General features: G+C 65.9%; 14 protein-coding genes. 4 read left to right on the top strand and 10 right to left on the bottom strand.

What is annotated here, in order from left to right; all coding sequences use genetic code 11:
* The first annotated feature begins 5 nt into the window (after positions 1 to 5).
* The 3 genes from BM172_RS00260 to BM172_RS00250 all read left to right on the top strand — a co-directional run bounded on the left by BM172_RS00260 (position 6) and on the right by BM172_RS00250 (position 3,238).
* On the top strand, positions 6 to 539 hold the full coding sequence (locus tag BM172_RS00260) for a MaoC family dehydratase (protein ID WP_026634125.1): 534 nt from the start codon (positions 6 to 8) through the stop codon (positions 537 to 539).
* Between the two features lie 4 nt (positions 540 to 543).
* Positions 544 to 1,548, top strand: a complete 1,005-nt coding sequence (locus tag BM172_RS00255) for an NAD(P)H-quinone oxidoreductase (protein WP_026634124.1) — start codon at positions 544 to 546, stop codon at positions 1,546 to 1,548.
* 82 nt (positions 1,549 to 1,630) lie between these two features.
* Positions 1,631 to 3,238 carry an MBL fold metallo-hydrolase gene (locus BM172_RS00250; protein WP_035322763.1) on the top strand — a complete coding sequence of 536 codons (1,608 nt, stop codon included), beginning with the start codon at positions 1,631 to 1,633 and terminating at the stop codon, positions 3,236 to 3,238.
* A gap of 129 nt (positions 3,239 to 3,367) precedes the next feature.
* On the opposite strand, the gene BM172_RS00245 is transcribed toward BM172_RS00250, so the two are convergent.
* Both BM172_RS00245 and BM172_RS00240 read right to left on the bottom strand, forming a co-directional pair.
* Positions 3,368 to 3,898: a hypothetical protein gene (locus tag BM172_RS00245; RefSeq protein WP_143096401.1), complete on the bottom strand. Its 531-nt coding sequence runs from the start codon at positions 3,896 to 3,898 to the stop codon at positions 3,368 to 3,370.
* A 30-nt stretch (positions 3,899 to 3,928) separates the two neighbouring features.
* Positions 3,929 to 5,512, bottom strand: a complete 1,584-nt coding sequence (locus tag BM172_RS00240) for a Gfo/Idh/MocA family protein (RefSeq protein ID WP_051548412.1) — start codon at positions 5,510 to 5,512, stop codon at positions 3,929 to 3,931.
* Positions 5,513 to 5,754: 242 nt separating this feature from the next.
* Between BM172_RS00240 and BM172_RS00235 the strand changes: the two genes are divergently transcribed.
* On the top strand, positions 5,755 to 7,110 hold the full coding sequence (locus BM172_RS00235) for a glycoside hydrolase family 27 protein (protein WP_231504143.1): 1,356 nt from the start codon (positions 5,755 to 5,757) through the stop codon (positions 7,108 to 7,110).
* A gap of 34 nt (positions 7,111 to 7,144) precedes the next feature.
* On the opposite strand, the gene BM172_RS00230 is transcribed toward BM172_RS00235, so the two are convergent.
* From BM172_RS00230 to BM172_RS00195, 8 genes are all read right to left on the bottom strand, one after another.
* The gene (locus BM172_RS00230; RefSeq protein ID WP_081805059.1) at positions 7,145 to 9,136 is read right to left on the bottom strand and encodes a GH25 family lysozyme; all 1,992 of its coding nucleotides are present in this window, start codon (positions 9,134 to 9,136) and stop codon (positions 7,145 to 7,147) included.
* The gene (locus BM172_RS00225; RefSeq protein ID WP_026634118.1) at positions 9,133 to 10,185 is read right to left on the bottom strand and encodes a glycoside hydrolase family 25 protein; all 1,053 of its coding nucleotides are present in this window, start codon (positions 10,183 to 10,185) and stop codon (positions 9,133 to 9,135) included. Before BM172_RS00225 ends, BM172_RS00230 begins: the two co-directional genes overlap by 4 nt.
* 338 nt (positions 10,186 to 10,523) lie before the next feature.
* Positions 10,524 to 11,192 (bottom strand): Type 1 glutamine amidotransferase-like domain-containing protein, encoded by a 669-nt coding sequence (locus tag BM172_RS00220; protein WP_026634117.1) that lies wholly within the window; start codon positions 11,190 to 11,192, stop codon positions 10,524 to 10,526.
* Between the two features lie 55 nt (positions 11,193 to 11,247).
* Positions 11,248 to 12,813, bottom strand: coding sequence for a glycoside hydrolase family 27 protein (locus BM172_RS00215; RefSeq protein WP_026634116.1), 1,566 nt, complete (start codon positions 12,811 to 12,813; stop codon positions 11,248 to 11,250).
* A 67-nt stretch (positions 12,814 to 12,880) separates the two neighbouring features.
* Positions 12,881 to 15,277, bottom strand: a complete 2,397-nt coding sequence (locus BM172_RS00210; RefSeq protein WP_026634115.1) for a glycoside hydrolase family 127 protein — start codon at positions 15,275 to 15,277, stop codon at positions 12,881 to 12,883.
* Between the two features lie 75 nt (positions 15,278 to 15,352).
* Entirely contained in the window at positions 15,353 to 16,936 is a 1,584-nt protein-coding gene (locus BM172_RS00205; protein WP_026634114.1) for a family 43 glycosylhydrolase, read from the bottom strand.
* 4 nt (positions 16,937 to 16,940) lie between these two features.
* A complete protein-coding gene (locus BM172_RS00200) occupies positions 16,941 to 21,257 on the bottom strand; it encodes an Ig-like domain-containing protein (protein ID WP_177218759.1) in 4,317 nt (1,438 codons plus the stop codon).
* Entirely contained in the window at positions 21,257 to 24,031 is a 2,775-nt protein-coding gene (locus BM172_RS00195; RefSeq protein WP_051548409.1) for a TonB-dependent receptor plug domain-containing protein, read from the bottom strand. Before BM172_RS00195 ends, BM172_RS00200 begins: the two co-directional genes overlap by 1 nt.
* Positions 24,032 to 24,077 lie beyond the last annotated feature (46 nt).

The following is a 24,077-nucleotide window of genomic DNA, read 5'->3' as shown; positions in this document are numbered from 1 at the left end:
TGAGCATGGATCGAGACGATCGTTTATGGGGTTACCGGGCCGTCGGCGAGCACCGCTATCGCGAGGTCATCGGCTTTTGCTACGACGACTTCCGCCCGGGCGACGTGTTCGAGCACCGTCCAGGACGCACGCTGGGCGAATCGGACAATCTGTGGATGGCCGGATTCAGCATGAACCCTTCGCCGCTGCACATCGATACCGAGTATTGCGCGCATACGCCGTGGAAACGGCCACTGATGTCCAGCCTGGTGACCTTCAGCATCGTCTGCGGCATGAGCGTGCGCAGCACCAGCGGCCGCGCGCTCGCCAACCTGGGTTGGGACAAGGTGCGCCTCACCCACCCGGTCTTCGCCGGCGACACCATCTATGCAGAGAGCGAGATCCTGGCCAAGCGGCTTTCGCAGACCCGACCGGGCGCGGGGATCGTCAGTTGCCTGACGCGGGGGCTGCTGTCCACGGGCGAAGTATTCCTCACGTTCGAGCGCAGCTTCCTGGTGCCGACGCGCGGCCATGAGACTGAAGACCATGCCGGATACTGAGCGGATGCTGGCGATGGTCTACGAAGGCGCCGGCGGTCCGCATGTCATCGCGCGGCGCGAGCTGCCCATGCCGGTGTGCACGCCGGACATGCTGCTGGTGAAGGTGCATGCCAGCGCCCTCAACCGGGCCGACGTGCTGCAACGCGAAGGGGAATACGAGATACCCGCCGGGCAATCGACCATTCCCGGCGTGGAAATCGCGGGCACGGTGGAAGCCTGGGGCGAGCATGTCTCGGGTTTCTCCCGCGGCCAGCGTGTCTACGGCGTGGTAGAAGGCGGCGGCTTCGCCGAGTTCTGCCTGCTGGACCGCCTCATGGCCAACCCGATTCCCGACGGAGTGGGTTTCGAAGAGGCCGCGGCGACGGCCGAGTCCTTTCTGACCTGCAACGAAACCCTGTTCGAACTCGGCGGCCTGGCGCCGGGCGACAGTGTGCTTATCCACGCCGGCGCCAGCGGTATCGGCACCACGGCGATGCGGATGGCCTTGCACGCCGGGGCGCGGCCGATCTGCACCGTCGGCTCCCGGGCCAAGGCCGAGGCGCTGCGCGGACTCGGCGCCGCGGACGTCATCGAATACAGGACACAGGATTTCCTCGCCGAGGTGCTGCGCCTGACCGGCGGCGAGGGCGTTGCGCTGGTCCTGGATTTCGTTGGAGGTGCGTATCTGGAGCGCAACCTTCGCGCGCTTCGCCCTGGCGGATGCATGGTGTCGGCGGGACTGCTGGACGGACTGTCGGCGGAAATCGACCTGCTGTTCCTGGTGGAGCGCCGTCTGCAGATCAAGGGTTCGTCGCTGCGGTTGCGCCCGATGGCCCAGAAGCGCGGCGTGAACGCGCGCTTCCGCCAGCGTTGGGCCAAGCCCCTTCAACAGGGCGACATAAGTCCCGTCATCCACGCCACCTATGCCCTTGCCGATCTCGCGCTGGCCCAAGCCGAGATGGAGGAGAACCGGAACATCGGCAAGATCGTGCTGGCGGTTCGCGATACGGAAGGAGCCTCGCTGCTGTGAACGACGCCATCCGTTACGCGCGATTCCGGCGCGCCGTTCGCCGCGCCCCAGCCTGCGATCCGATTTTCGCCATGGAGAAAGCATGAACGCCACCGCCGCCGACAGCGACCTGGTATGCCTCGCACCCGATACCAAGCTCGAGCCGCTGGTCTTCCGCTGGTATGCCTGGGGCCATCTGGTCTCGCCGGTGCAACTGGCGCTGTCGCTGGCCTTTCGCCACCTGCCGATGCTGAAATCGTTCGTCGCCAATCCGGCGGTGCACGAGGCGGCCAGGAAAAACCCGAAGATGCTTGGCGGGTCGTTTCTGGAGCTGGGCCAGCGTGATCTGCCAGCCGTGCGCGCTTTGCAGCAGGACATCTTGACGCGCGGAGCGGATCTGCTCGGCTTCGCCGAAGATCTGCTCAAGCTGGACCGCCAGCTGCAAAAGAGTGAGACCGGCTTCAGCCTCGACCACCATTACGGTGCGCTGCCCGCATCGCTCGCGGGCCTGGTGGAGGCCAACTACGACCTCAATCACCATCCTTCGCTGCGCGTGCTCGAGGAATTGATCTACCGGGGCGAACTGGCCGGCACGGCGGCGCAGGAGATCGCCTTCTGCAAGACGCCGGACGCGGAACGCAGCTTCTTCATCAACACACCGCGGCTGGACGGTGAGGACCGCTTCGTCGTGCCGCTGCCGTTCGACAGTGCCGCATACGATCTGGTGTCCCGCAGCCGACTCTCGCCGGTCCCGTTCGGCGTCCTGGCTAATGCGCTGGGTGTCGACGGCGATGCAGAGCGCGCGCGTCTGCGCGGCTATTTCGCGCAGACGCCGCCGCCGCGCAAGGAACCGAATTTTGCTGGCGAAGGAGTGCGCGTGCGCTACTTCGGACACGCCTGCGTGCTGGTGCAGAGTGCCGAGGTCTCGGTGCTGATCGATCCTTTCCTGGCCTGGGACGACGGCGACGACGGCCGGCTTACGTTCCACGACCTGCCGGACCGCATCGACTATGTCTTCCTCACCCACAACCACCAGGACCATTTCAGCGTCGAGACGCTGCTGCAGCTGCGCGACCGTATCGGCACGATCCTGGTGCCGCGCAATAACGCCAACAGTCTTGCCGACCCGTCGATGAAACTTGCGCTACAGGCCATCGGCCAGCCGCGCGTGCAGGTACTCGACCCGATGGAGCGCGTCGCGATTCCCGGCGGCCACCTTACCGCCTTGCCTTTCTATGGCGAGCACGCCGACCTGAGCATTGCCAGCAAGCACGGCCTGCATGTGGACTTGCAAGGCAGGACGCTGATGTTCCTGGCGGACTCCGACGGCAAGGATCGCGCGCTTTATCGGCGCATCGTGCAGAGATTGGGCAAGGTCGATACCTTGTTCATCGGCATGGAATGCGATGGCGCGCCGCTCACCTGGCTCTACGGCCCTTATCTGAGCCAGCCGATCAGCCGCAAGGATGATGACTCGCGGCGTCTGTCCGGATCCGGCAGCGAAAACGCCTGGAGGATCGTGGAGGAAATCGGCTGCAAGACGGCTTATGTCTACGCCATGGGGCAGGAGCCCTGGCTGCGCTTCGTTGCCGGACTGCAATACACCCCGCAGAGCAAGCAGATCGTCGAGTCCGACAAGTTCATCGGTCGCTGCCGGGAAGCCGGACTGACGGCGGAACGGCTGTACGGATCGCGGACGATGCGGATGTGAGCGCGGTCGGCCGGAATCCGGCGAGCGAAGACTGCATGAAGCTCTCGGCCTGGAAGATAGGGATTGGCTGTCAAGCTGAAGTGCGCGATCGGTACGCGGTACCGAGGCTGCGCAGCACTTTTCGACAGCCTACCTGGCGAAATCCGGCGCCACCGGACACGCATGCCGGGTTACCTCAAGCCGTACGATGTCGTTGCGTGCAAGCACGTCGTCACGGACATAACCGACCCGAACCCAGGAATCCGCATGGACCATGCCGCCCGCGGGCTCGGTCGCATGGTAGCCAAGCCGGATTTCGTCCGCTGCGTAATCGAACCGCTGCCCCGCCACGGACCATTGCTCCACGCCGGCATCGGCCTCGCTCGATGAGGCCAGCCCTGGGTGGAACTGATCGAGGCAACCCTCGACGCTGGCAAAGCGGCCACTCAGGACTTGCGCCTTCACCATGCCGGCATGACGGATCTCATGCAGCATCGCCCAGCACGCGCCCGCCGTGATGGCCACGGTAAGCAAAAGATAGAACCACGCACCTTTTCGTCCGCTGCGGATCAGGTACAGCATGAAGCCCGACCCGCCCAGGCCGAGCACCACGAAGATGAGATGGAACAGATAGTCCGGGCCAATCTGGTCGGGGTTTTTGGCTAGATCGAAAACGTCCAAGAACACGTCCTCTGTGTATCGCAGCAATCCCTAGAGCGCCCACCCGTCGCGATACTCACGCCGCAGAAACGCATTGGCGTCAGGCATATTGGTGATGCGCATGTTCTCCGCGTCGTACTCGATCCTTCCCCCGGCGCGAAGCGACACAACCCCCAGCAGCATGACCTCCGTCAGCCGTGCGGCGTACGAGAACGGCGACGATGCTTCCGCCCTCCCCTTGCAGGCATCCACCCAGTTCATCTCGTGCGAGGTCTTGATGCGCGCATACCGTTGCGGAGGCGTGCCCACCGCGTCATGCAGCGACTGCGGCAACAGGCGCGGGTTCGCGCCGTAGGTCTCGTGGATCAGTTCGCCCTTGTCGCCCACATACAGGACACCGCCGTCCTTGCTGATCTGCCCTGCTCCCAACCCTTTCGGCCGCGGCGGCAGCAACGCGCCGTCATACCAGGTGAGCTTCACCGGCGGCCTGCTGCCACGCGCGGGGAACTCGTAATGCGTCATCGTCGCCATGGGATACGACGCCTCGTTGAATGGCGTCGAGACGGTCTCCACGGCGGTCGGGAAGCCCAGGTCCAGCGACCAGAACGGGGAGTCGATCAGGTGTGCCCCCATGTCCCCGATCGCACCCACACCCCAATCCACCCAGCCGCGCCAGTTGAACGGGTGATACACCGGGTGGTAGTCGACGACGGGGCCGGGACCGAGGAAGAGGTCCCAGACCAACCCTTCGGGCTTCGGATAGTTGCCGGCCATGGCGTTGGCGAGCCGGTCCATCACCGCGTCCTCGCTCCAGCTCGCATCGTCCGGCCGCGGCCTGGCTTGCGGGCGTGGAATGCCCTGCGGCCAGAAGGCAAGCGGGCGATTGGTCCAGGCGTGGACCTCGCGAACCTCGCCGATCGCCCCGGCCGCGATGTACTCGTTGATCAGCCGGGCGTCGTCGGTCGAGTGTCCCTGGTTGCCCATCTGCGTGACGAGCTTGGGATGGTCCTGCGCTTTCCTGGACAGTTCGCGGGCTTCGTAAATCGACCAGGTGAGCGGCTTCTGCAGATACACGTGCTTGCCGTGGCTCATCGCCGCGCTGGCGATCACTGCATGCAGGTGGTCCGGGGTCGCGATGACCACCGCGTCGATGTCCTTCTGCTGTTCCAGCATCCGGCGGTAATCGGTGTGGCGCCTGGCCGAGTTGAACTTGCCGGAAAGCAGCTTTGTCTGCGCGATCTCTTCTTGCAGTTCCCGGCGTTCCTTAGCGGTCTGGGCCTTGTCGAGGCGTGCCTGCGTTTTCGGCAAGCCGTCCACCATCCCGCGGAAGGACTTCTCCGTATAGCCCCAGTCCACATCGCACAAGGCGACGATGTTCTCGCCGGCCAGCGCGCGCATGTTGTGCAGGCCCATGCCGCCGACACCGATGCCGGCAATGTTCAATCGATCGCTGGGCGGCGTGTGGCCGGGTCCGCCCAGGACGTGGCGGGGCACGATCATCAGCCCGGCCGCGGCGATGGCCGTGCCGGTGAGGAATTCGCGGCGTGAGATCCTGCCGCGCGCCTCCGTATTCCCGGAGGCTCCCCCGACCTGTTGGTCCTGCTGCTCTTTCGTGATTTTCGATTCTTCCGTCATGGGCGCTGCAACCCTCGGTTGGATATCGATATCCGATCCGCAGCATTCTGGCCGCAACGTGATCAGGGGATCAAGGCGAGCCGTCGGGACGCCGCGCGGTAAGCGCTTCGCATGGAAACACCCCGGTCTCTTGCAAATTTCATAACGACGTCTGTCGTTCTACGTAATGCGGCGCAGAGCGGCTTGGCGTCTCATGGCGCGTTGCCGACGGCATGGCGAGAGCAAGCCTCATGTGGAATGCGATGCGCACACTGCTGATTTGCGTGCTGACGCTGGCCGGGACGGCAGCGGCCCAAGAGGTCAGCCCCACCCCGCCCATGGGCTGGAACAGCTGGGATGCCTATGGCCTGACCATCGACGAGGCGGATTTCAAGGCCAATGCCAGCGTGCTCGCCGGACTGCGCGCCCACGGCTGGAGTTATGCGGTCATCGACCAGGGCTGGTACATGCGCCAGCCTTTCGGCGACAAGCTGCAGACCCGTGACTACGCGCTGGACGCGAACGGCCTGCTGATTCCGGCGCTCAATCGCTTCCCCTCCGCCGCCGCTGGCCAGGGCTTCAAGCCGCTGGCCGACTGGGTGCATGCGCAAGGATTGAAATTCGGCATCCATATCGTGCGGGGCATTCCCAAGCAGGCCGTGACATCGAACCTGCCCATCGCCGACTCCGCGTTCCGCGCGAAAGACGCTGCCGACACCACGGACACCTGCCCTTGGGACGACAGCAACTACGGCGTGCGCGACACACCCGCCGGACAGGCCTATTACGACGCCATGCTGGCCTTGTATGCTCGCTGGGGCGTGGATTTTCTCAAGGTCGACTGCATCGCCGACCACCCTTACAAGATCGGCGAAATTCGCCAGATCGCGGCGGCGATCCGCAAGTCCGGCCGTCCGATCGTGCTCAGCCTGTCGCCCGGCCCGACCCAGCTCGCGCATGCCGCGGAGATTCGCCAGTTCGGCCAGATGTGGCGCATCTCCAATGATGTCTGGGACGGATGGACCTTCACCCGGGAGCATCCCAACGACGATTTTCCGATGGGCGTGCGCGACCTCTTCGACCGCCTGCCCGCCTGGGCCGGCCAGGCTCGCGACGGCCGCTGGCCCGATGCCGACATGCTGCCGCTGGGCACGCTTGCACCGCATCCCGGCTGGGGCGATGCGCGCAGCTCGCGCCTGACGGCGGAAGAACAGCGCACGCTGCTGAGCCTGCATGCCATGGCGCGCTCGCCGCTGGTCCTGGGCGCCAATCTTACCCGGCTGGACGAGACGACCAGGGCCCTGATTACTAACCAGGATGTCATCGCGCTCGATCAGCACAGCCACGACAACCATCCGGTCGATCGCCTTCCCGAGGGCTACGAACAGGTGCGCGCCTGGGTGGCGTCCGGGCGCAACGGCGAGCGCTACCTGGCGCTGTTCAATCTGGGCGAGAAGCCGTTCGCGCTGAAAGCGGCCTGGGGCGAACTGGGCCTGGAGTCCGGCAGGTACGCCGCGCGCGACTTATGGAGCGGACGAAGCTCCAGGGCATCCGGCAGCTTGAGCCTGAGCCTGCCGGCGCACGGGACTGCTTTGCTGAGCGTACAGAAGATGCCGTAGCCGGTGCGAATCGCCGTGGCGCGATGAGTAGTCCTTATCGCGCCGCCTCGAGCCCCACATTGCCCTCCCCGCGCCGAAACGCCTCGTATTGCAATGGCGTTCCAAAAAATACCTCGCCGGTGGTCTGCGCGCCGATGCCGGGCACCGGCAGCGTTCCGGAGTATTGCCACATGGTCCACGGATTGCGGCCGCGCAGCTTCAGCTTGCTGCTGATCGCGTTGTGGGGGCCATAGGCATTGAGCCAGATCATGTAGGTTTCCGACCGCTCGTCGGTCAGGACGGAGAGGTTGTAGCTGTTGCCGAGCAGGATCGGTGTCTTGCGGGATTGCAGCTTGATCCCTTGGGCCAGCTGCAGAATCCGCTCGCGGGCTTGCGCTGCGCCAAGCTGCTGGTAGCAGGCCAGTTGCCGAGCGCCTTGGCTCTGGTCGACGCTCGGCGTCACCAGCTCGATGCCCACGGGGAGCATGTCCGGGTCGGCTTCGACCAGGCGCTGAAACTGGTCGAGCTGGTCCTGGACCGAAAGGCAGAAATTGAATTTGATGTACGCGCCGCGATCGATCCCCAGCCCTTTCACATGCGACCATCGATCGGCGAAGGTCGGATCGGGTCCGGCCCAGCCCAGCGCGCGTGCATAGATGAAGTTGGGGCGTGGCGATCGGGCAAAGGCATTCCAATCGATCCGTCCATCGGCGGACGATAGGTCGTAGCCCTTGATCGGATAGATCACGGGCGGCTTGAAAATCTTGATATCGGGGTGCCCCTTGATGCTGCTGACCGGGCCGACGGGAACGCTCTGGTCGGCGGTAGCCTCCGTCGATGCCGGCCTTGGCGAGAAAGCGTAGCTTCGTGACGGGAGTCCGGGTGCGGGTGGCATCTCGCCGATCGACGCCGTCTCAATCGGTGATCCGGGCGCCAGCGGCTTGAGGTATGGACTGATGCTGGCAAGAGGATCGCCCGGCGGCTTGTTCGCCACGAAAAAGAATCCGCCTTGCGCCACACCGGATTGCACCGGCCCAAAATACGGCGGGCTGATCGCATGAAACGCCGGATCGGTTTTCTTCTGGATGGCATTGATCCGATAGAAGGCCGCCGTCAGATAGCTGTCCAGGGCCAGCGTGAGGGTGAGCGTGCCCGCGGACTGGACCGAACCGTCCTGGTTCGAGGAGTAGTACTGATAGCTCTGCGGGTCGGCCTCCCCTTGCGTAATGCTGTTGACGACCAGGTCGAAGAAAAGGCTGCCGCGCGACGGAATCAATGCCTGCACTTCGTCATTCGGCGACCCGGCCGTGATGATGAAGGAGCCCGGCGCCGTCGGCGACGCTGCCGCACCGGTACTGCCGCTCGGAAAGACATTGGCGCCAAAGCATGCATTGATCAGCGTCAGCACGTGAAAATAATGCGTCGCCAGGTTCGCGACGTCGCCGGTGAATTCCGTCATCTTGTAGATGCCGTCCGAGCCCTCCGGATCCGTCGCGCCGCTCAGGATGAAGGCGGGTTGCGCGCTCGGGCTGCGTCCCCTGCCATGCCCGCTGTAGGCGATCAGGAGCCTGGCCCTGCTCTTGCCGTCGCTGCCTTTGTAGTCGTCGGCATGCCTGGGCAGATAGTCTTCCAGGAAATAGTTGATGTTCTCGGCGGAGGCATCTGCATTGCGCAGCACGATGACTTCGTCGAAATGCTGGTCGTTGATCAGGAAATCCTGCAGTCGCCGGGCGTCCACCGCGGCAGCGGTCAAGTTATGCCCGGGCAGGTTCGGGTAGTCGTCGATGGCGATAATGAGGCCGACGGATCGTGTCTGCGACGCCTCCGTGACGCCGAGAAAATCCCCCACCATCGCTTGAAGAGGGCCGTCGCCGGTGTTGTAGCGCACGAAGAATGCGCAGTAGTGCTCCTTCGCGGGTGCGCCGCTGGGACAGGTGCCCTCGAACGGCGCCGGCGGGCTCTGCGCGCGCAGCGGCCCGGCCGGCAACAGGGCCAGCAGTGCCCAGGCGGCCGCCATGGCCCTCGCCATGCCGGGCCGGGCCGTCATGGCGCAAAGTCCTGCACCCCAAGCGAGCGGTAGAGATCAGGCAGGGAGCCTTTGTAGATGTTGGTGTCGAACGCCCCGGCGAAACCCGTGGCCATGGTTCCCGCATCGGTGAACTGCCATAGCGCCCATTTCGTCGCGTTGATCGTGCGCGGGACCTCGATGGCGCGCGAGGACTTCGAATAATCGGCCAGCCACAGCGATGCCGATTTCATCGCGGGGCTCATGGGCGTGGCCTTCATGCGCTCATTCCACCAGGCCTGCGCGGTGTAGATCATCGGCGTGCGGCCGAGCCCGGCCTGCACTTCGGCCAGGAATGCGTCGACGATCTGCACGATCTCCTGCGGCGACCGGCGTTGCCAGCGATCGGGCCCGTTGGCGCTCGCCTTGTCCCATTCGAGATCGACGACCGGCGGCATATCGGTGGGTAGCAGGCCGCCGTTCGCGTTGATTACTCTGACGAACGTTTCAGCCTGCAACTTGCCCCAGGCGGCGGGCGCGATCGCGCAGTCCGCGTCCTGGCACGCCGACAGGAAATGATAGGCGCCACGATGAACCTGCCTGCCCTTGGGCAGCTCGCCTGCGCGCTTCCAGAAATACGCGAACTTTCCGTCGAGCCCTTTCGCGCCCTGGGTGGCCTTCATGTAGAGGAACTGGACATTGCGAATCTTCAGAAGGTCCAAGGGAAAGGACGGGCTCGTGTAGTGGCTGATGTCGATGCCGAAGTACGAGTCGACGCGCGGTCCGCCGGCGCCGTCGTTCGCCGAGGGGTCGTAGGTGGTGTCTGCGGGAAAGCGGAATGGTCCGCGCAGATCGAAGGACTCGGCCGCCTCCTCGGCTCGCCGGGCAGATGCGCTGCCGCTGCGCCGGTCGGTGGCCTGTATTTCACCGAACAGCTGCTGGCGGGACAGGTCGTCTTTGAGCTCGGTCAGCCCGAGTGACACGGCATCGGTGGGTGCAGTTCCAGCAGCGGCCTGTGCGTTGCTCTTGGTGCCGGCAATCAATCCTGCACAGACCAAGGCAAGCACTATCCAACGGCTCGTGGCCACCATGGCGGCACCCTCCCTGTAATGGTTCGGAACTTGAGTCCCCTGCTCCGCGGCGTTGATACGCGCGCCCGAAAGACGACGCAATTCGACGGATGGCCGTATGACGCCTGGCCGATCAGGTGAAATGCGAAAAGACGATGTGCGTCACCATTCGCGGGATTTTTTTGGGGTTGCCTTCCCGGTGCCGGCGTCATGCGTTCGTATTGCGACTTCGTCACCGGGAACACGGCCGCGGCCTGCGGCCTGAGGCGAATCTCTTGCCGCAATGACGCCACGGGCGAGAACTCAAGGTCTCATGGCCTCGCGCGGGCTGCTGGTACGGCCTCCGGGATGCAGCGCGTCTAGCGCTCGAAGAACTTCCAGTGCCCTTCGGAGACGATCTCCAAGGCCCCGTCCTCCACCTTGATCGCCGTCTCGTCGTCGATCGCATATCCGGGCACCGGCACGCGCGCGGCCCACTGCTCGGCATCGGCCATGCTGTTCTCCGGGCACATGGGATTATCCAGGTGCGGGAAGATCGAGAAGCCGACCATGCCCAGCGCGCTGTCGCCACCGGCGGACGGCTTCCAGCCCACGAATGCCTCGCCGATGTGCGGCGCCATCACCATGCTGCCGGCGCTCAATCCCACATAGACCGTCTTGCTGAGCGACGGGAACAGATCGGCCAGGCCGGACTCGCGCATCCAGTGGTGCAGATACAGGGCATCGCCGCCGCAGACCAGCAGGGCATCGGTCTCCCGGACCAAGGGGATCCAGTTCTCCTTGTCGATGCTGGGCAGCGCAGTCAGCTCGAGCATGCCGACGGACTTCCATCCCAGCTCGACCATGGGCGTGGGCGTCTGCCCGGCGATCTGCCGCCACGTCATGACCGCGGTCCTGGGCAGCATGCCGTACATCGCGGTGGGAATGCATAGCGCGGTCGACTCGGCGATGGGTTTGCCCAGCATGTCGACGAGGGCATTGCGGATGCTCGGGTTGCTGACGCCGCCAGAGGTGAGGAGGAGCTTCATTGCGGCTTCCTTGTCCATCGAGGATGGGGCCGGAAGTCTAGCTCCATCCGTGCGGTCAACCGCTTCCGACCCGCGACAGGCGTAGCAGCACGACGCCATGGGCCGGCACTTTGAAGGTGTGCTCGCTTCCCTTGATCGATGCTCCACGCCACACATCGCGGATCGCCGCGCCATCCGGCATCCCCGCTTCGGCCGGCGAGAACGCGATCTCGTGCATCTGCGCGTCGCGATTGAACAAACCCACTGCGACCGAACCGTCCGCCAGTGGTTTGGTCCAGATCTCGGTCGTGCCGGCCTTGCGCAGGGCCTTGCCCTGCCGCCCCAGGGCGTCCTGGTCGATGGCGATGACCTCGCGATTCAGCAGCAGGGCCAGCGTCCGCGCCGACATGTCGCGCACGTCGTTGCCCAGCAGCAGCGGCGCAGCCGACAGCGCCCACAGCGACATGTGCGTGCGGTACTCGTCCTCGCTCATGCCGCCGTTACCCGCTTCGAGCATGTCCGGATCGTTCCAGCCGCCCGGCCCCGCATGCGCCGGATTGCCGTTCCTGTCGAAGCCGATGCGCGCCATCACTTCGTACTTGTCTTCGATGTCGCCGGTCGTCCGCCAGAGGTGTCCGCCGACCTCGCGCCCCCAGCTGCCGACGTCGTCGCGGCCGTACTGGCACAGGCTGTAGACGATGCGCCGGCCGGTCGCGCGCAGCGCCTGTCCCATCTGCTGGTAGGCCAGCCGGACTTCCTGCGGCTGGCGGAAGATGCCTTCGCCCGAGCAAAGGTCGTACTTCAGGTAATCGATGCCCCATGCCGCCCAGGTCTGCGCATCCTGTTCGACATGGCCGTAGCTGCCCTCGTAGCCGGCGCAGGTGCGCGGGCCGGGCGAGCTGTAGATGCCGAGCTTCAGCCCCCGCGCGTGCACGTAGTTCGCGAGCGCCTTCATGTCGGGGAAGCGTGGATTGGGCTGCAGCACGCCATGGGCATCGCGCCTGCCCTGCCAGCCGTCGTCGATATTGACGTAGACATAGCCCGCATCGCGCAGGCCGGATGACACCAGCGCGTCGGCGATGCCGCGGATGGTCTGGTCGTCGATATGCTCGGCGAACTTGTTCCAGCTGCTCCAGCCCATCGGCGGAGTCGGCGCCTGGCCATCCGGCGCCAGTTTCTGCGGCGGCGGCAGCGCTGCCGGTTTGAAAGCCAGGCGTTGCGCATCGGCCTCGCTGCCGCGGCGGCCCTTGATGTCGACGTGGGTGGACCAGATGTCGCCGACCACCCGCAAGTTGCCGCCGGCCAGGGTTGCGGTCCACGGCTTGGGTGGCAGGCGCGGGTTGCCGTTGTCGATCTCGAAATGCGCGACGTCGCCTTCGATGTGCAACTTGTTCATCGGCAGGTCGCCGTACCAGTCGGTGGTGAGCGCGCCCTTGGCTGGTCCGGCAGCGGTCGTGATGCGCAGGTAGCGCGGTCCGGGGAACGATGGGCCGCTGTCGAAAACCCAGATGCCTTCCAGGGATGGGGCTGGCGTGCCGGTCTGCGGCTGCGCGTGTACACCGCCGTTGATCCAGGCCAGTGCCAGTAGCGCGCAAAGCAGCCAGCGGGTGCGGGGGCTCCGGGCTTCGCTCGAGATTCCCATGGGGGTTCCTGTGTCTGGAGGGTTCGTTGGGGTTCGCCTTCGGCTCACCCCAACCTACGCCGTCGGGTCAGGCGGGGATGAGCCAGCCGCCGAACAGGGGGCCGGCGGTGTCGCCGTGCTGCGGTTCGATGCGGAACTTCAAGGTTCTGGCGGAGCGGGTGAGTGCAGGCGGTAGCGCATAGTCGCGGTCCACGAAGTCGATCACGTTGCCGCGCTCGACCTTCACTTCCACCGCCAGCTTGCCGTCGACCAGGATATTGAAGCGCCCCTTGTCGCTGCCCCAGAAGCGCAGGCGCAAGGCCAGCGGGCGGTCATCGCCCTTCATCTCGAATTCGACGAAGCCCTTGCCGCGCACATCGCGGCATTCCTTGCGGCGGTAGGCGCCGCCGAACGAGGTATCGCTGGCCAGCTTATGGGCTTTCTCGGATGCCTCGTTGCCGAACTGGATCATGTCCACCGCGCTGCTCTGCAAGGCGGCCTGCTCCGCCCTCGCCTGCTCCCGCCGCTTCACCTCCTGCGCCCACTGCTGCGAATCCATGCGCTTGAAATACAGCGCGCTGCGGCGCTCGTACTGGGCAAAGAACGGCACGAAGGTCAGCGCCTGCGGCCGCGTGGTGGCGGCCAGGAAGCGTCCCGGCTGCGGCAGCGGCTTGAATCCCGACAGCGGCGAGGCATCCGCCACCAGCGCCGGGTCGGGTTGATCGTACGGCTCGCTGACCGGGCCAAGGTCCGCCGCCAGTGCCAGCGGGCCGCGCATCACCACGATGCTGTTCTCGTCGCCCGCCGCGTGCTCCAGCCGCAAGGGCATGTCGAACTCGACGTCGACCACGTCGCCGGCCTTCCATGCACGCGCGAGCACCACATACCCGTCCTCGGCCTTGGCATGCTGCGCCTGGCCGTTCACGCGCAGCGAGAAGCGCCCTTCGCTCCAGGCCGGGACGCGCAGCAGCAGCCGCCGCGGTGCCTTGCCGTCCGCGCGGTCGATCTGCAGCCTGACCTTGCCGTTGTCCGGCACGCCGCTGTCCAGCTGCAGCGCAAGGCCGCGCTCCTTCCAGTCCAGGGTGGAGGAGATATACAGGTTGACGTAGAGCGACTGCTCGTCGCGCCAGTAGATCGAATCGCCGAACTGCGCATGCGCTTCCATGCCGGTGCCGACGCAGCACCAGAACGAATCGAACTTGTCGGAGAAGGCGCGCTCGCCGCCGGAAATCATCGGCATCATGTACGCGAACATGCCGGTCTCGGCATGCTGGGCCGCCATCGTATGGTTGTGCAGCGTGCGTTCGTAGTAGTCGAAATACCGGCTCTGTGGCGTCCATTGATACAGATGCCGGGTGAGCTTGAGCATGTTGTAGCTGTTGCAATGCTCGCAGGTCTGCTCGGTAAGGAAGGACGCGACCGTGTCCGGTTGCTGGAAATATTCGCGGTCGGCATTGCCGCCGATCACATAGCTGTAGTGCGTGACCACGGTTTCCCAGAAGAAACGGGCCGCGGCGGCCGAGTCGGTGTCGCCGGCGACTTCGAACTGCCGGGCCTCGCCGATGAATTTCGGCACCTGGGTATTCGCATGCCGGTGCGGCAGGTCGTCCTTGCCGGCGATGGCCGGATCGACGACCTTCTCGTGGCGCAGCCGCTTGCCGATCGCCGTCCAGCGCGGGTTGCCGGTGCGCGCGCCGAGTTCGATGTACGACTCGTTGAGGCCGCCGAATTCGCTGTCCAGCAGCGTCTGCATCTGCTGGTGATCCAGCGCGTCGAACACCCCGGCGAAGTAGCCGGCCACTTTCTCCAGCACCTCCAGCGCCTGCGTGCTTCCAGCCAGGGCATGGGCATCGAGCAGGCCGGCGAACAGCTTGTGCTCGGTATACAGCGGCGACCAGCTGCCGTTGAGGTTGAACGCGCTGCCTTTGATGATGCCCCGGCGCACTTCCTCGAACACGATCTTGCCGCCGTCGATCTTGCCCTTGTCGTCCTTGCGCGTGAGGCCGCCGACGTAACCGTCCTTGTCCTGCGCCTGGGCGCGCGCCAGTTCGGCCACGATGTAGTCGATGCGCCGCTTCGCCTCGGCGTCGCCGGTCTGCGCATACAACAAGGCCAGCGCGCTCAGGTAATGGCCCAGCGTGTGGCCGGCGATCGTGTCGCCTTCCCAGCCGCCGTAGACCGCGCCCTTCGGTGGCAGGCCCACATACTGCAGGAAGTTATGCAGCAGGCGATCCGGTTCCAGCTCGAACAGGTAGCGCCGGTTGGTGACCAGCGAATCCAGGAACAGCGACGGCTTCAGGCGCACCGCCTGCAGGGGTACGGCCGTAACCCGGCCCGGCGTGGAAGCGGCCGCTTCCGTCGGAAATTTAAGGAAACCGGCGGCCATGGCGAGCGCGCTCCACTGCATGAAGCGGCGGCGTGACAGATCCGCCGTCGACGGCGCAGCCTGGTGATGTTCTCCAGCGGAAAGCGGTTGCCTGGTCATGCGGGAACTCCGGAATGGAATCGGCGTAAAGCGGAATGACGGAATATCGAACAGATCGCCAGTGGCGTCTTGACCCTAATGCGCATCGCAACGCTCGTCGGCGCCGGCCGTGGCGGATGGCAGGCGCTGCGGCGCGGTGGCCAGCACCTCCCACTCCTGCACCGCCAGCGCGGCGTGGCGCGCACCCTCGCCGGACGCGTCGAACATGGCGCGCAGGCAGCGCGTGGTCACCGGCGCGAACGCAACCTGTTCGAAGACTCCCGGTCTGCGCCCATAGTTGACGGCCTTCGGCACCGGCCGCCATGCGCCGTCGTGACGGTACTCCAGGTGCCAGGATCTGGGCGGCGTTATGCCGACATCCGCACCGGCGGGATGGTCGGCCCAGAACACGATGCGCGATCGGTCGATCGTCACCGGCCGGTCCCAGCTGTACTGGATCCACTGCCGCGGCGGATTGTGCGGCGTCCAGCTGCCCCACATGTCCGGCGGCAGCGGCGACTTCTTCACCACGCCGTCGTTGAGCGCATGCAGCCAGTACTGCACCGGAATATCGGGGCCGTTGGACGCGCTGGCCAGCGCCGCCGGCGCGATATTGCGCTGCGGCGGCGGCTCGGCCTTCGGTGCATGCGTCTGCACCACACGGCGCATCCGCGCGGGTGTCGTGCTGTCGTCCCATTCGACCTTGTCGATCGCCACGCTGCGGCGGAAGTGGCCGCCGCCCTGCGCATCGGCGGTGTGGTAGGTGATGTACCACTGCCCCTTGTACTCGATGATCCCGGGATGCGAGGTCGTGGAAGACACCGGGGCCAGGATGACGCCGCGGTAGGTCCACGGCCCAAGCGGCGCATCCGCCGTGCCGTAGGCGATGCAGGCGTGATACAGCGTCGGCGTGCACTCGGAGCTGCGGCCGGCCTTGTTGCCGGCGTAGACCATGTAATAGGTACCGTTGCGCTTGAACAACCACGGCGCTTCGAAGTAGCCGTCGAGCGTGGTCACGCTGACCGCCCTGCCCTTCGGTGTCAGCATGTCGCGCTCCAGTTCGATGCCGCGCAGGCGGCCGAACGTACCCCAGTACAGATACACGCGGCCGTCGTCGTCGACCATCACGGTCGGATCGATGTTCTGGATGTCGTTCTTTTCGGGCAGCGACTGCGACACGATCGGCCCCTGCGGATGCGCGTCGCGCCACGGCCCTAGCGGGCTGTCGGCAACGGCGACACCGATGGCGAACTTGTCCGGGTTGGCGGAATCGCGCTCTTCCACCGGCGCATACAAGTAATAACGGCGATCCGGCCCGCGCACGATCTGGCCAGCATAGGCGCGGCCCGCGGCCGCCCAGGCAAACACCTGTTCCGGGCGCAGCAACGACGGATAGTGCATCCACTCGCCGCCGGCAACGTCGTCGGTAGCCAGCAGCTGCCACTCCTTCATGATGAAGTCGTTGACGTCGGGCGGTGCTTCGTCGCGACCGGCCAGGATGTACAGCTTGCCGTCGGCGACCAGCGGCGCGGGATCGGCCGAGTAGTACGTACCGTCGGCCATGATCGGATTGCCCGCGGCATGGATCCGGCGCGGTGGCACGGTCTGCGCGGCCAGGCCCAGGCTCGCCGCCAGCAGGCAGCCGCCGAGCATGCTCCATCGTTGCGGCATCAGGCGCATGCGCTCAATCCGCCTTCAACACGATCTGGACCTTGACCGGCAGGCGGCCGCTGTTGCCGCGGCCGGCCACTTCGCCGGTTGCGACGACGCGGCCTGCCTTTGCGTAGTCGGCCGCCGCGACCTGCCGCCATGCGATCGGCCGGCGTTCGCGCGATCCATCGTTGTATTGCACCGTGGCGAAAGCTGGCAGCGCCGGCGCTTCGCCGACATTGCCGACGACGTCCGCCAACGCATCGACGGTATTGACCTGCCCCGGCTCGCTCGCCCGCACCCAGATCGTGGCGGCCACCGGCGCGCCGCCATCGGCCATGCCGTGGATCTCGATGCGGCCTTCGCCGCTCAGGCGCGAGGCATCGATAGCCGGCCAGCTCACGCCCGTCTCGGCGCTGCGCTGGTCCGCATACCACGCGGTGACGGTGGCGGGCAGCTGCGGCGGCTCGCCGATGCCGGTTCGCATGTCGATGGACTCCAGCCGTTCGGGTGGCTCGGCCATCACCTGCCACTCATCCACACCCAGCGCCGCATGCCCGCCGTTCTTCGCGGCGGTGGCGATCACCGCGCGCAAGGCCGTGGTGCTCACCGGCGCGAACCGTGCCTGGCTGGCTTGCCCTTTGTCGGCCACCGGATAACCGGACGTAGGCTGGATATCGATCCATTGCCCATCCCGGCGATATTGCAGCCGCCACGACGGCGGCAGGGCCACGCCGCCCTCGGGCTGGTCGTCCCAGAAATACAGTGCGCTGGACACGATGCGCACCGGATGGCGCCACTCGTATTGCAGCCACACCGTTGCCGGCTGCTCGCGTCCCCAGCTGCCCCAGCGGCGATCCGCGGCCGGCTCGCTGTCGGGCGGCGGCACGAAGCCATCGTTGAGCGCCTGCAGGCGATGATGCCCGGCGGTGTACTGCGCCGTGGCGACCGCGTCGCCCTGCACTTCCCGCGCGCCTGCGGCAGCTTGTACCGGCGCGGTCACGCGTACGTCGGCATGTCCCTGCAGCGCACCGTCGTCCGCAATCAAACGCAGCGTGTAGTCGCCTGGCTGGGTGAAGCGCACGGAGGTCGCCAGCGCATGGCCATCCTCGAAAATCGCATCGCCGCCTTGCGGGCCCTTGAGCATGGACCAGTGCACGCTCAGCCTGCCCTGCGGCAGCGCATCGTCGCCGACCCGGCCCGATACGCGCACGGTGCCGGGGCGCGTGCGGCCGTCTTCCTGCCAGGCTTCGACCGCGGGTGCGAGGTTGGCGGGCGCCCGGGGCACGCGCGCATCGCTGGCATAGACCTGGATCTCCTTGATGCCGGTACGCTGCGCGCCGGCATGCGTCACCTGTACGCGCAACCGCTGCGCCGTGATCGCCGGAAAGCGCACGCGGTTGTCGTTGCCTTGCGCCAGCGGCATGTCACGTACCTGGCCTGCCACGTTCTTCCAGTCGTGGCCGTCGAAGTACTGCAGCACATACATCCACGGCGGCGCATAGCCGGCACGGGTGCCTGACGGAAGGCCATGCTGCTCGCCGGTGGGCGAAGAGCTGCGATAGAAGTACAGGCGCACGTCGTCGAACGTCCGCGGCGCGCCGAAATCCAGCGCGATCCAGTCGCTGGCCGACGGCGAACCGGCTGTCCCCCAGAACGGCTCGTTCGCGGTGCTGCCGTCGACGGCAGCCTCCGGCGCGAAGCCGGCCGCGGAAAAACTCGCAGTGACCTCGGCGCCCAGGGCAAGGTCGGATGCACCGGCCGGCAACGAAAGATCGACACCGGCCTTCGTCAACACCTCGGCCATGCGTGCGCCGGCCTTGAGCGGCACCTGCTCCACCCGCTCCACTCCGAAGCGCTGGGCGGCGACCACCCGCGCGGCGGACGGGTTGATCGCATCGGGCAAGGCCTCGACGCGGCCGCTGGCCGGGTCGTACAGCACATGGGCCAGGCGATCGACGGTAAACGCGCGCTTGCCGTCGATAAAGACCGAGTAACCCTTGGGCACGTCGCCGCCATAGTGTCCGCCGTCCTTGTCCCAGAACAGCGACAGGTCGTGGCCGTGGTAGCGCAGATTGTCGGCGGCGAAATGGCTCCAGCCGATATCGATCGGATACAGCTCGATCCTGCCGTCGCTGCGCGGACGCAAGCCCATCGCGTCCTCGATCATGGTGAAGTTGGTGGCGCCCAGCTGGGTGTGATGGATCCACGAGCGGTAGCCGATGCTGCCGCCGTCGGCCGCATTGCCCTTGGCCCAGAACTCGTTCTGGTCCGGGTAGCGATTGTCGCCGTCGATGTCGTGCGCCCAGGCATTCCAGTACAGCAGCTTGCGGTACCACTGCGCGTCCAGGTACGGGCTGGGATAATCGCGCAGTGCCGAGGCCAGCAGGCGGAACATCACCGTGGCGTTGATCACCGAGAAGTTGTTGCTGCCTTCATCCCCGCGCGCCTGCTGGTCGGCCTGGTTGGCGGTATAGAACGGGAACACCGGGTATTGCGCAGCGTCGGCGAACAGGCGCAAGGCCTCGACATACTTGGCGCTGTAGTCCGGATCGCCCTGCCTGGGCATCAGGCCGACGCTGAAGGGGTAATAGTTGTTGGTTTCCTTCCAGTCCACCGCCAGTCCGGGCGCGTCGCTCTGGCGCTGCTTGAGCAGGTTGCCTTTCAGGCCCATCGCATCGGGACGATCGCTGGCGTCCACCCACAGCGTGGACAGTACGGATTGGCGTATGCGTGTCGCCACGTCTTTCATTTGCCGGGCAGTGGCGGAATCGCCGGACAGCTGCGCCGCGTCCGCCGCGGCCAGCGTATTGGCATAGACGTAGGCGCTCTCGGTACGGTCCATGCGCGGCTGGCCGTGGGCTTTGGCCCAATCGAACGACACCGCGTCGGCGTCGTTGCCGGTCATCGCGGCCCAGTCGTATTCGATCAGGCCGTTGCCGTTGCGGTCGTAGGCCTTGAGCAGGCCGAGCACGTCGTCGCGGCCATAGTGCGCCAGCTTGCCGGCGATCGCCGCCGGGCCGCCGTGGACCTGGTAGGAACGCCATGCCGCCGCGGTGAGGTACTGGGCGTACGAACTCGACCAATGCTCCGGCGAACCGGGATTGTCGACATATTTGCCGCCACCGGCGACCTCGCCCGCGCCGATCCATGAGCCGTACGCATAGAGCGGATCGCGCAGGTATTTCAGGTCGTCGATGAACATGCCGGTGGTCAGCACGATGGCGTTGTCGTAGCCGAGCACGCCTTCGATCGCCACCGGGAACTGGTAGTCGTTGCCGGGCACGCCGGCATCGAGGAAGTTGAAGCGCAGCAGCCACCATCGATAGAACAGCGTCTTGTCGATATTGGCTTCGGGGGTATTCAGATAGGGAATGTTGTCGGCCCACCAGCGGTTGTATGCCGTGACGTGGTCGCGATAAGCCTGCCCTGGCGACTGGCCCTTGATGCTGCCGTACTCGGCAAGCGAGGGCGGCAGCTCGCGCGTCACCAGGCCCAGCTGCAGCTTCACGGCCGGCGCCTCGCCCCTGGCCGGCACCTGCACGCGGCGCGCCAGCGCCCCGCCCTCGACCGCGAAGCCGTCGCCGGACAGGCGGGGAAATACGGTGGTGATGTCGTTATGCGCCTGGAACGCGCCGACCAGTTCGTCGCCGTCGGCATGCGTCGCCATCGGCGAGGCGGCCTTCAGCGTGAGCGCATGCGCGCGGCCATCGAGCGAGGACAGCGTGGCCTCGGCCACCGCCACGTTCTCCTGCGTGATGAACTTGACCAGCCGCAGTCGCACGCCTGCCGTGGCGTCTTCGAACACAGTGGTGAAGTAGCTCGGCGTCTGGCGCCTTGCGGTAGCGACCTCCTTGAGCGACAGCGGTTTGCCGTCGAGTTCGGCCTGCAGGCGGAACAGCGCGTCGTGCCCGGTCTTGAAGCCATAGGCGGCATCGCCGACGAAGCCGGGCTCCTCCGGCTTGTGCGTGTACATGTAGGCGGCGCGGCCGCGGGTGAACAGCCAGTTGTTGCTGTCGCCGAAACCGCCGCCGGTGCCTGTGCGCGCCAGCAGGCGGTCGATCCAGAAATCCTTGCCCGGTTCGCTGCCGGCGCCGTGCGCCAGGTCACCCGCGAAGACTTTGGCCAGATAGCCGCCGGGCGAGAACGCCACGCCGGTCGCCGGCACCGGCTGCGGATCGCCCTTGAAGCGCGGATAGCCGATATCCGCATTGCGCTGTTCCTGCGCCGTTGCGCCGGACGGCGCAACGAGCGAGGCCAGCGAAAGCAGCAGCGCCATGACGGCGCCGCCATCCGCAACCCGCGGCATCCGCCGGTCTTCCCGGCGGATGCCGCGGGTCGTGCCTTCCATCAAAACTCCCATCGCAACTTCGCCCAGTAATAACGCCCAACCGTATCGTAAGTGGAGGCGTCGGTATTGGAGGCATTGGAGTAGTAGCCGTAGTAGATCGGCGGCTTCTTGTCGAAGACGTTATCCACACCGAGCGATGCCGTGACATGCCACTTGGGGAACTTGCGGTTCACCGAAAGATTGTGGATGACATAGGCGGGTACGTTGAAATAAACGCAATTGCCGCTCGCATCGGTATTGAAACAATAGTTCTCGTAAGCACTGCCGACGGTGCTGCTGCCGACATAGCGGGCCGTCCAGCCGGCATGCCAGTCGCGGTAATCCCAGCCGACATTGAAGTTGGCGCGCAGGCGCGGCAGGTTGCCCTGGCTGGAGGTTTCGCCCACATAGTTGTGGTTTTCGCCGTCGATGCGGTACCTGGACATCAGCGTGGCATCCAGGCCGAACTGGAAGCGACCCCAGCGCCCCGCATCACGCTGGTAGTTCAGGCCCATGTCGTAGCCCTTGATCTCGATCTTGTCGTAATTGATCGCGTAGGGGACGGTCACGCTGCGCAACTGTCCGGTGCTGTCGCGCGAGACCAGCGAGCAGAACGCCGCGCTGCCCTTGTAGCACTGCTCCAGCACATAGGTGTAGTCGGTGCCGGAGATCATGTTGTTCATCTCGACCCGCCACGCGTCCAGGTTGGCCGAGAAGCCGGGCAGCCAGTCCGGATCGTAGACCGCGCCCAGGTCGTAGGAGTGGCCGGATTCCGGCTTCAGGTTGAAGTGCGCATTGGCGCTGCCGGTGACGTAGACCGTCATGGCGCCCTTGTTGGTGAAGCTGCCGTCGGTCGGTACGTTCTGGCAGCCGCCCGGCCCAGCTCCGCCGGTATAGCCTTCGCACGGATCGGAATACGTGCCCACGTCGTTGATGCCCTGGTACGGCGAGCCGTACAGGTCGCCCAGTGCCGGCGCGCGGAACACCTGCGCCGCGGTGCCGCGCACCAGCAGGTCGGAAACCGGGCGCCACTCCAGCGCCAGCGAGCTGTTGGTGGTGTTGCCCCAGGCGCTGTACTTGGAATAGCGGCTGCCGATATTCAAGTTCAGCGAATGCGCCAGCGGCAGATCGCTGAGGATCGGCACCAGCATTTCGGCGTAGACCTCCTTGATCGACTCGGCATGTCCCTGCCGCATGATGCAGCCGTCCATGTAGTCGCAGGCGCCGAAATCGTCCGCCGCGGCCACCACGCTGTGCGTGCCCTGCTTGAAATCGTTGCGGCGGTAGTCGAAGCCGAAGGCGCTCTTCACCTCGCCGGCCGGCAGCGTGAACAGCGTGCCGTTGGTGCCGAAGCTGAAGCTCTTGGTGGTGCTCTGGTCCATCAGGTCGACCGGCAGCAGGGTCGAACGCAGCGCGGCGATGGTGGCCGGATCGTTCGGATTGAACACATTGGCTGTTTCGAACACCTTGGCCAGCTGCGACGTCACCGCGAAGCCGTAGCGCACCAGGCTGTCCTTGTAGCGGGCATAGCCGGCGTTGACGTCCCAGTGCCAGCTCGAATCGCCGAACACGCCGCGCAGGCCGGCCACGGTATTGAGCTGCGTCATCGATGACACATAGCGGCGGGTGAAGATCGGCGAGCGCAGGTAATAGCCGGTGAGAGCGGTGCCGAACGGGTTGTACGGGTTCAGGCTGATGTCGGCGCCGGTGCTGCCCGGGTCGATGCCATACGGCTGCAGGTGCGAGGTGGTCTTGCTGCGCGTCCACATCAGGTCCACGTAGGCCTGGGTGGTGCCGGTCACGTTGTAGGTGCCGCGCAGCGAAAGATTGGTGCGGTCGCCCGGCGTGACCATGTACTGGGTGGAGTAATAGTTGTAGCGGTCGCCGGCGGCGCTGCCGAAAGTGTGGAAGTCGGCAGGCGTAAGCATCCCCGGGCCGACGCCGCTGTTGGGCGACACCACCGAGCCGTTCGCCAGCACGGCGCGCGTGTTGCTGCCGGTCATGTAGCCGATCACGCCGTTGTTGTAGCTGAGCTGGTGCGCGGCGAAATCGCGGTCGGCGTTGTAGAAGGCATTTTGCGAACTGCGGCCGGCCGCCACCATCAGGCTGCCCTTGTCCCAGGTCTTGCCCCACTCCGCGTTGTAGTTGCGGCGCATGTCGTCGCCATGGCTGCTGATGCCGTAGCCGGCTTCCAGCGCGCCGCCGTCATAGCCATCCTTGAGGATGATGTTGACCACGCCGGCGATGGCGTCCGAGCCGTAGATCGCCGAGGCGCCGGCGGTCAGGATCTCGATATGGTCGACCATCGACGCCGGGATGGAATTGACGTCCACGCCCGGCGCGGCGGCGACGCTGCTGGCCGGTCCGGTCATGCGGTGGCCGTTGAGCAGCACCAGCGTGCGCTCCGGTCCCAGGCCGCGCAGCGAGACCAGCGCGCGGCCGTGGCTGAAGCCGCTGTTGATCGAGGTATTGGCCTGGAAGCCGGCCATCACCGGCATGTCCTGCAGCAGGTCGCCGATGGTGGCCTTGCCGGTGTCCTCGATGCGCTGCCGGTCGATGGTGATCACGGGACTGGCCGTCTCCACGTCGACGCGCCGGATGTGCGAGCCGGTGACGACGACGCTTTCGAGCGTCTTGGCTTTCTTGTCCGCGTTCTTGTCGGCGCTGGTATCCGGCGCGGCGTCCTGCGCCCACAACGGCGTCGCGGCCAGCGCCAGGGCGACGGCCAGTGCCAGCGGCCGGCCCGACGGACCTCGGATGGAGCGGACGGATGAATGGACGCGGCTCGGCGACATGATGGACTCCCCCTTTCGATTCGGCGACATGGATGGCTCCCCTCTT

Origin of the sequence: Dyella marensis, assembly GCF_900112865.1 — a bacterium.
In the GTDB taxonomy this organism is placed as follows: domain Bacteria; phylum Pseudomonadota; class Gammaproteobacteria; order Xanthomonadales; family Rhodanobacteraceae; genus Dyella_D; species Dyella_D marensis_A.
Note: the sequence above shows the minus strand (reverse complement) of the source record. Positions and strands in the feature narration are given on the sequence as shown.

Bases quoted from the DNA above. Each gene is read 5' to 3' on its own strand.
- BM172_RS00240 (WP_051548412.1), bottom strand. From the start codon at position 5,512: ATGACGGAAGAATCGAAAATCACGAAAGAGCAGCAGGACCAACAGGTC.
- BM172_RS00255 (WP_026634124.1), top strand. From the start codon at position 544: ATGCTGGCGATGGTCTACGAAGGCGCCGGCGGTCCGCATGTCATCGCG.
- BM172_RS00195 (WP_051548409.1), bottom strand. From the start codon at position 24,031: ATGTCGCCGAGCCGCGTCCATTCATCCGTCCGCTCCATCCGAGGTCCG.
- BM172_RS00225 (WP_026634118.1), bottom strand. From the start codon at position 10,185: ATGGTGGCCACGAGCCGTTGGATAGTGCTTGCCTTGGTCTGTGCAGGA.
- BM172_RS00200 (WP_177218759.1), bottom strand. From the start codon at position 21,257: ATGGAAGGCACGACCCGCGGCATCCGCCGGGAAGACCGGCGGATGCCG.
- BM172_RS00210 (WP_026634115.1), bottom strand. From the start codon at position 15,277: ATGACCAGGCAACCGCTTTCCGCTGGAGAACATCACCAGGCTGCGCCG.
- BM172_RS00250 (WP_035322763.1), top strand. From the start codon at position 1,631: ATGAACGCCACCGCCGCCGACAGCGACCTGGTATGCCTCGCACCCGAT.
- BM172_RS00230 (WP_081805059.1), bottom strand. From the start codon at position 9,136: ATGACGGCCCGGCCCGGCATGGCGAGGGCCATGGCGGCCGCCTGGGCA.
- BM172_RS00220 (WP_026634117.1), bottom strand. From the start codon at position 11,192: ATGAAGCTCCTCCTCACCTCTGGCGGCGTCAGCAACCCGAGCATCCGC.
- BM172_RS00260 (WP_026634125.1), top strand. From the start codon at position 6: ATGGATCGAGACGATCGTTTATGGGGTTACCGGGCCGTCGGCGAGCAC.
- BM172_RS00235 (WP_231504143.1), top strand. From the start codon at position 5,755: ATGCGCACACTGCTGATTTGCGTGCTGACGCTGGCCGGGACGGCAGCG.
- BM172_RS00215 (WP_026634116.1), bottom strand. From the start codon at position 12,813: ATGGGAATCTCGAGCGAAGCCCGGAGCCCCCGCACCCGCTGGCTGCTT.
- BM172_RS00205 (WP_026634114.1), bottom strand. From the start codon at position 16,936: ATGCGCCTGATGCCGCAACGATGGAGCATGCTCGGCGGCTGCCTGCTG.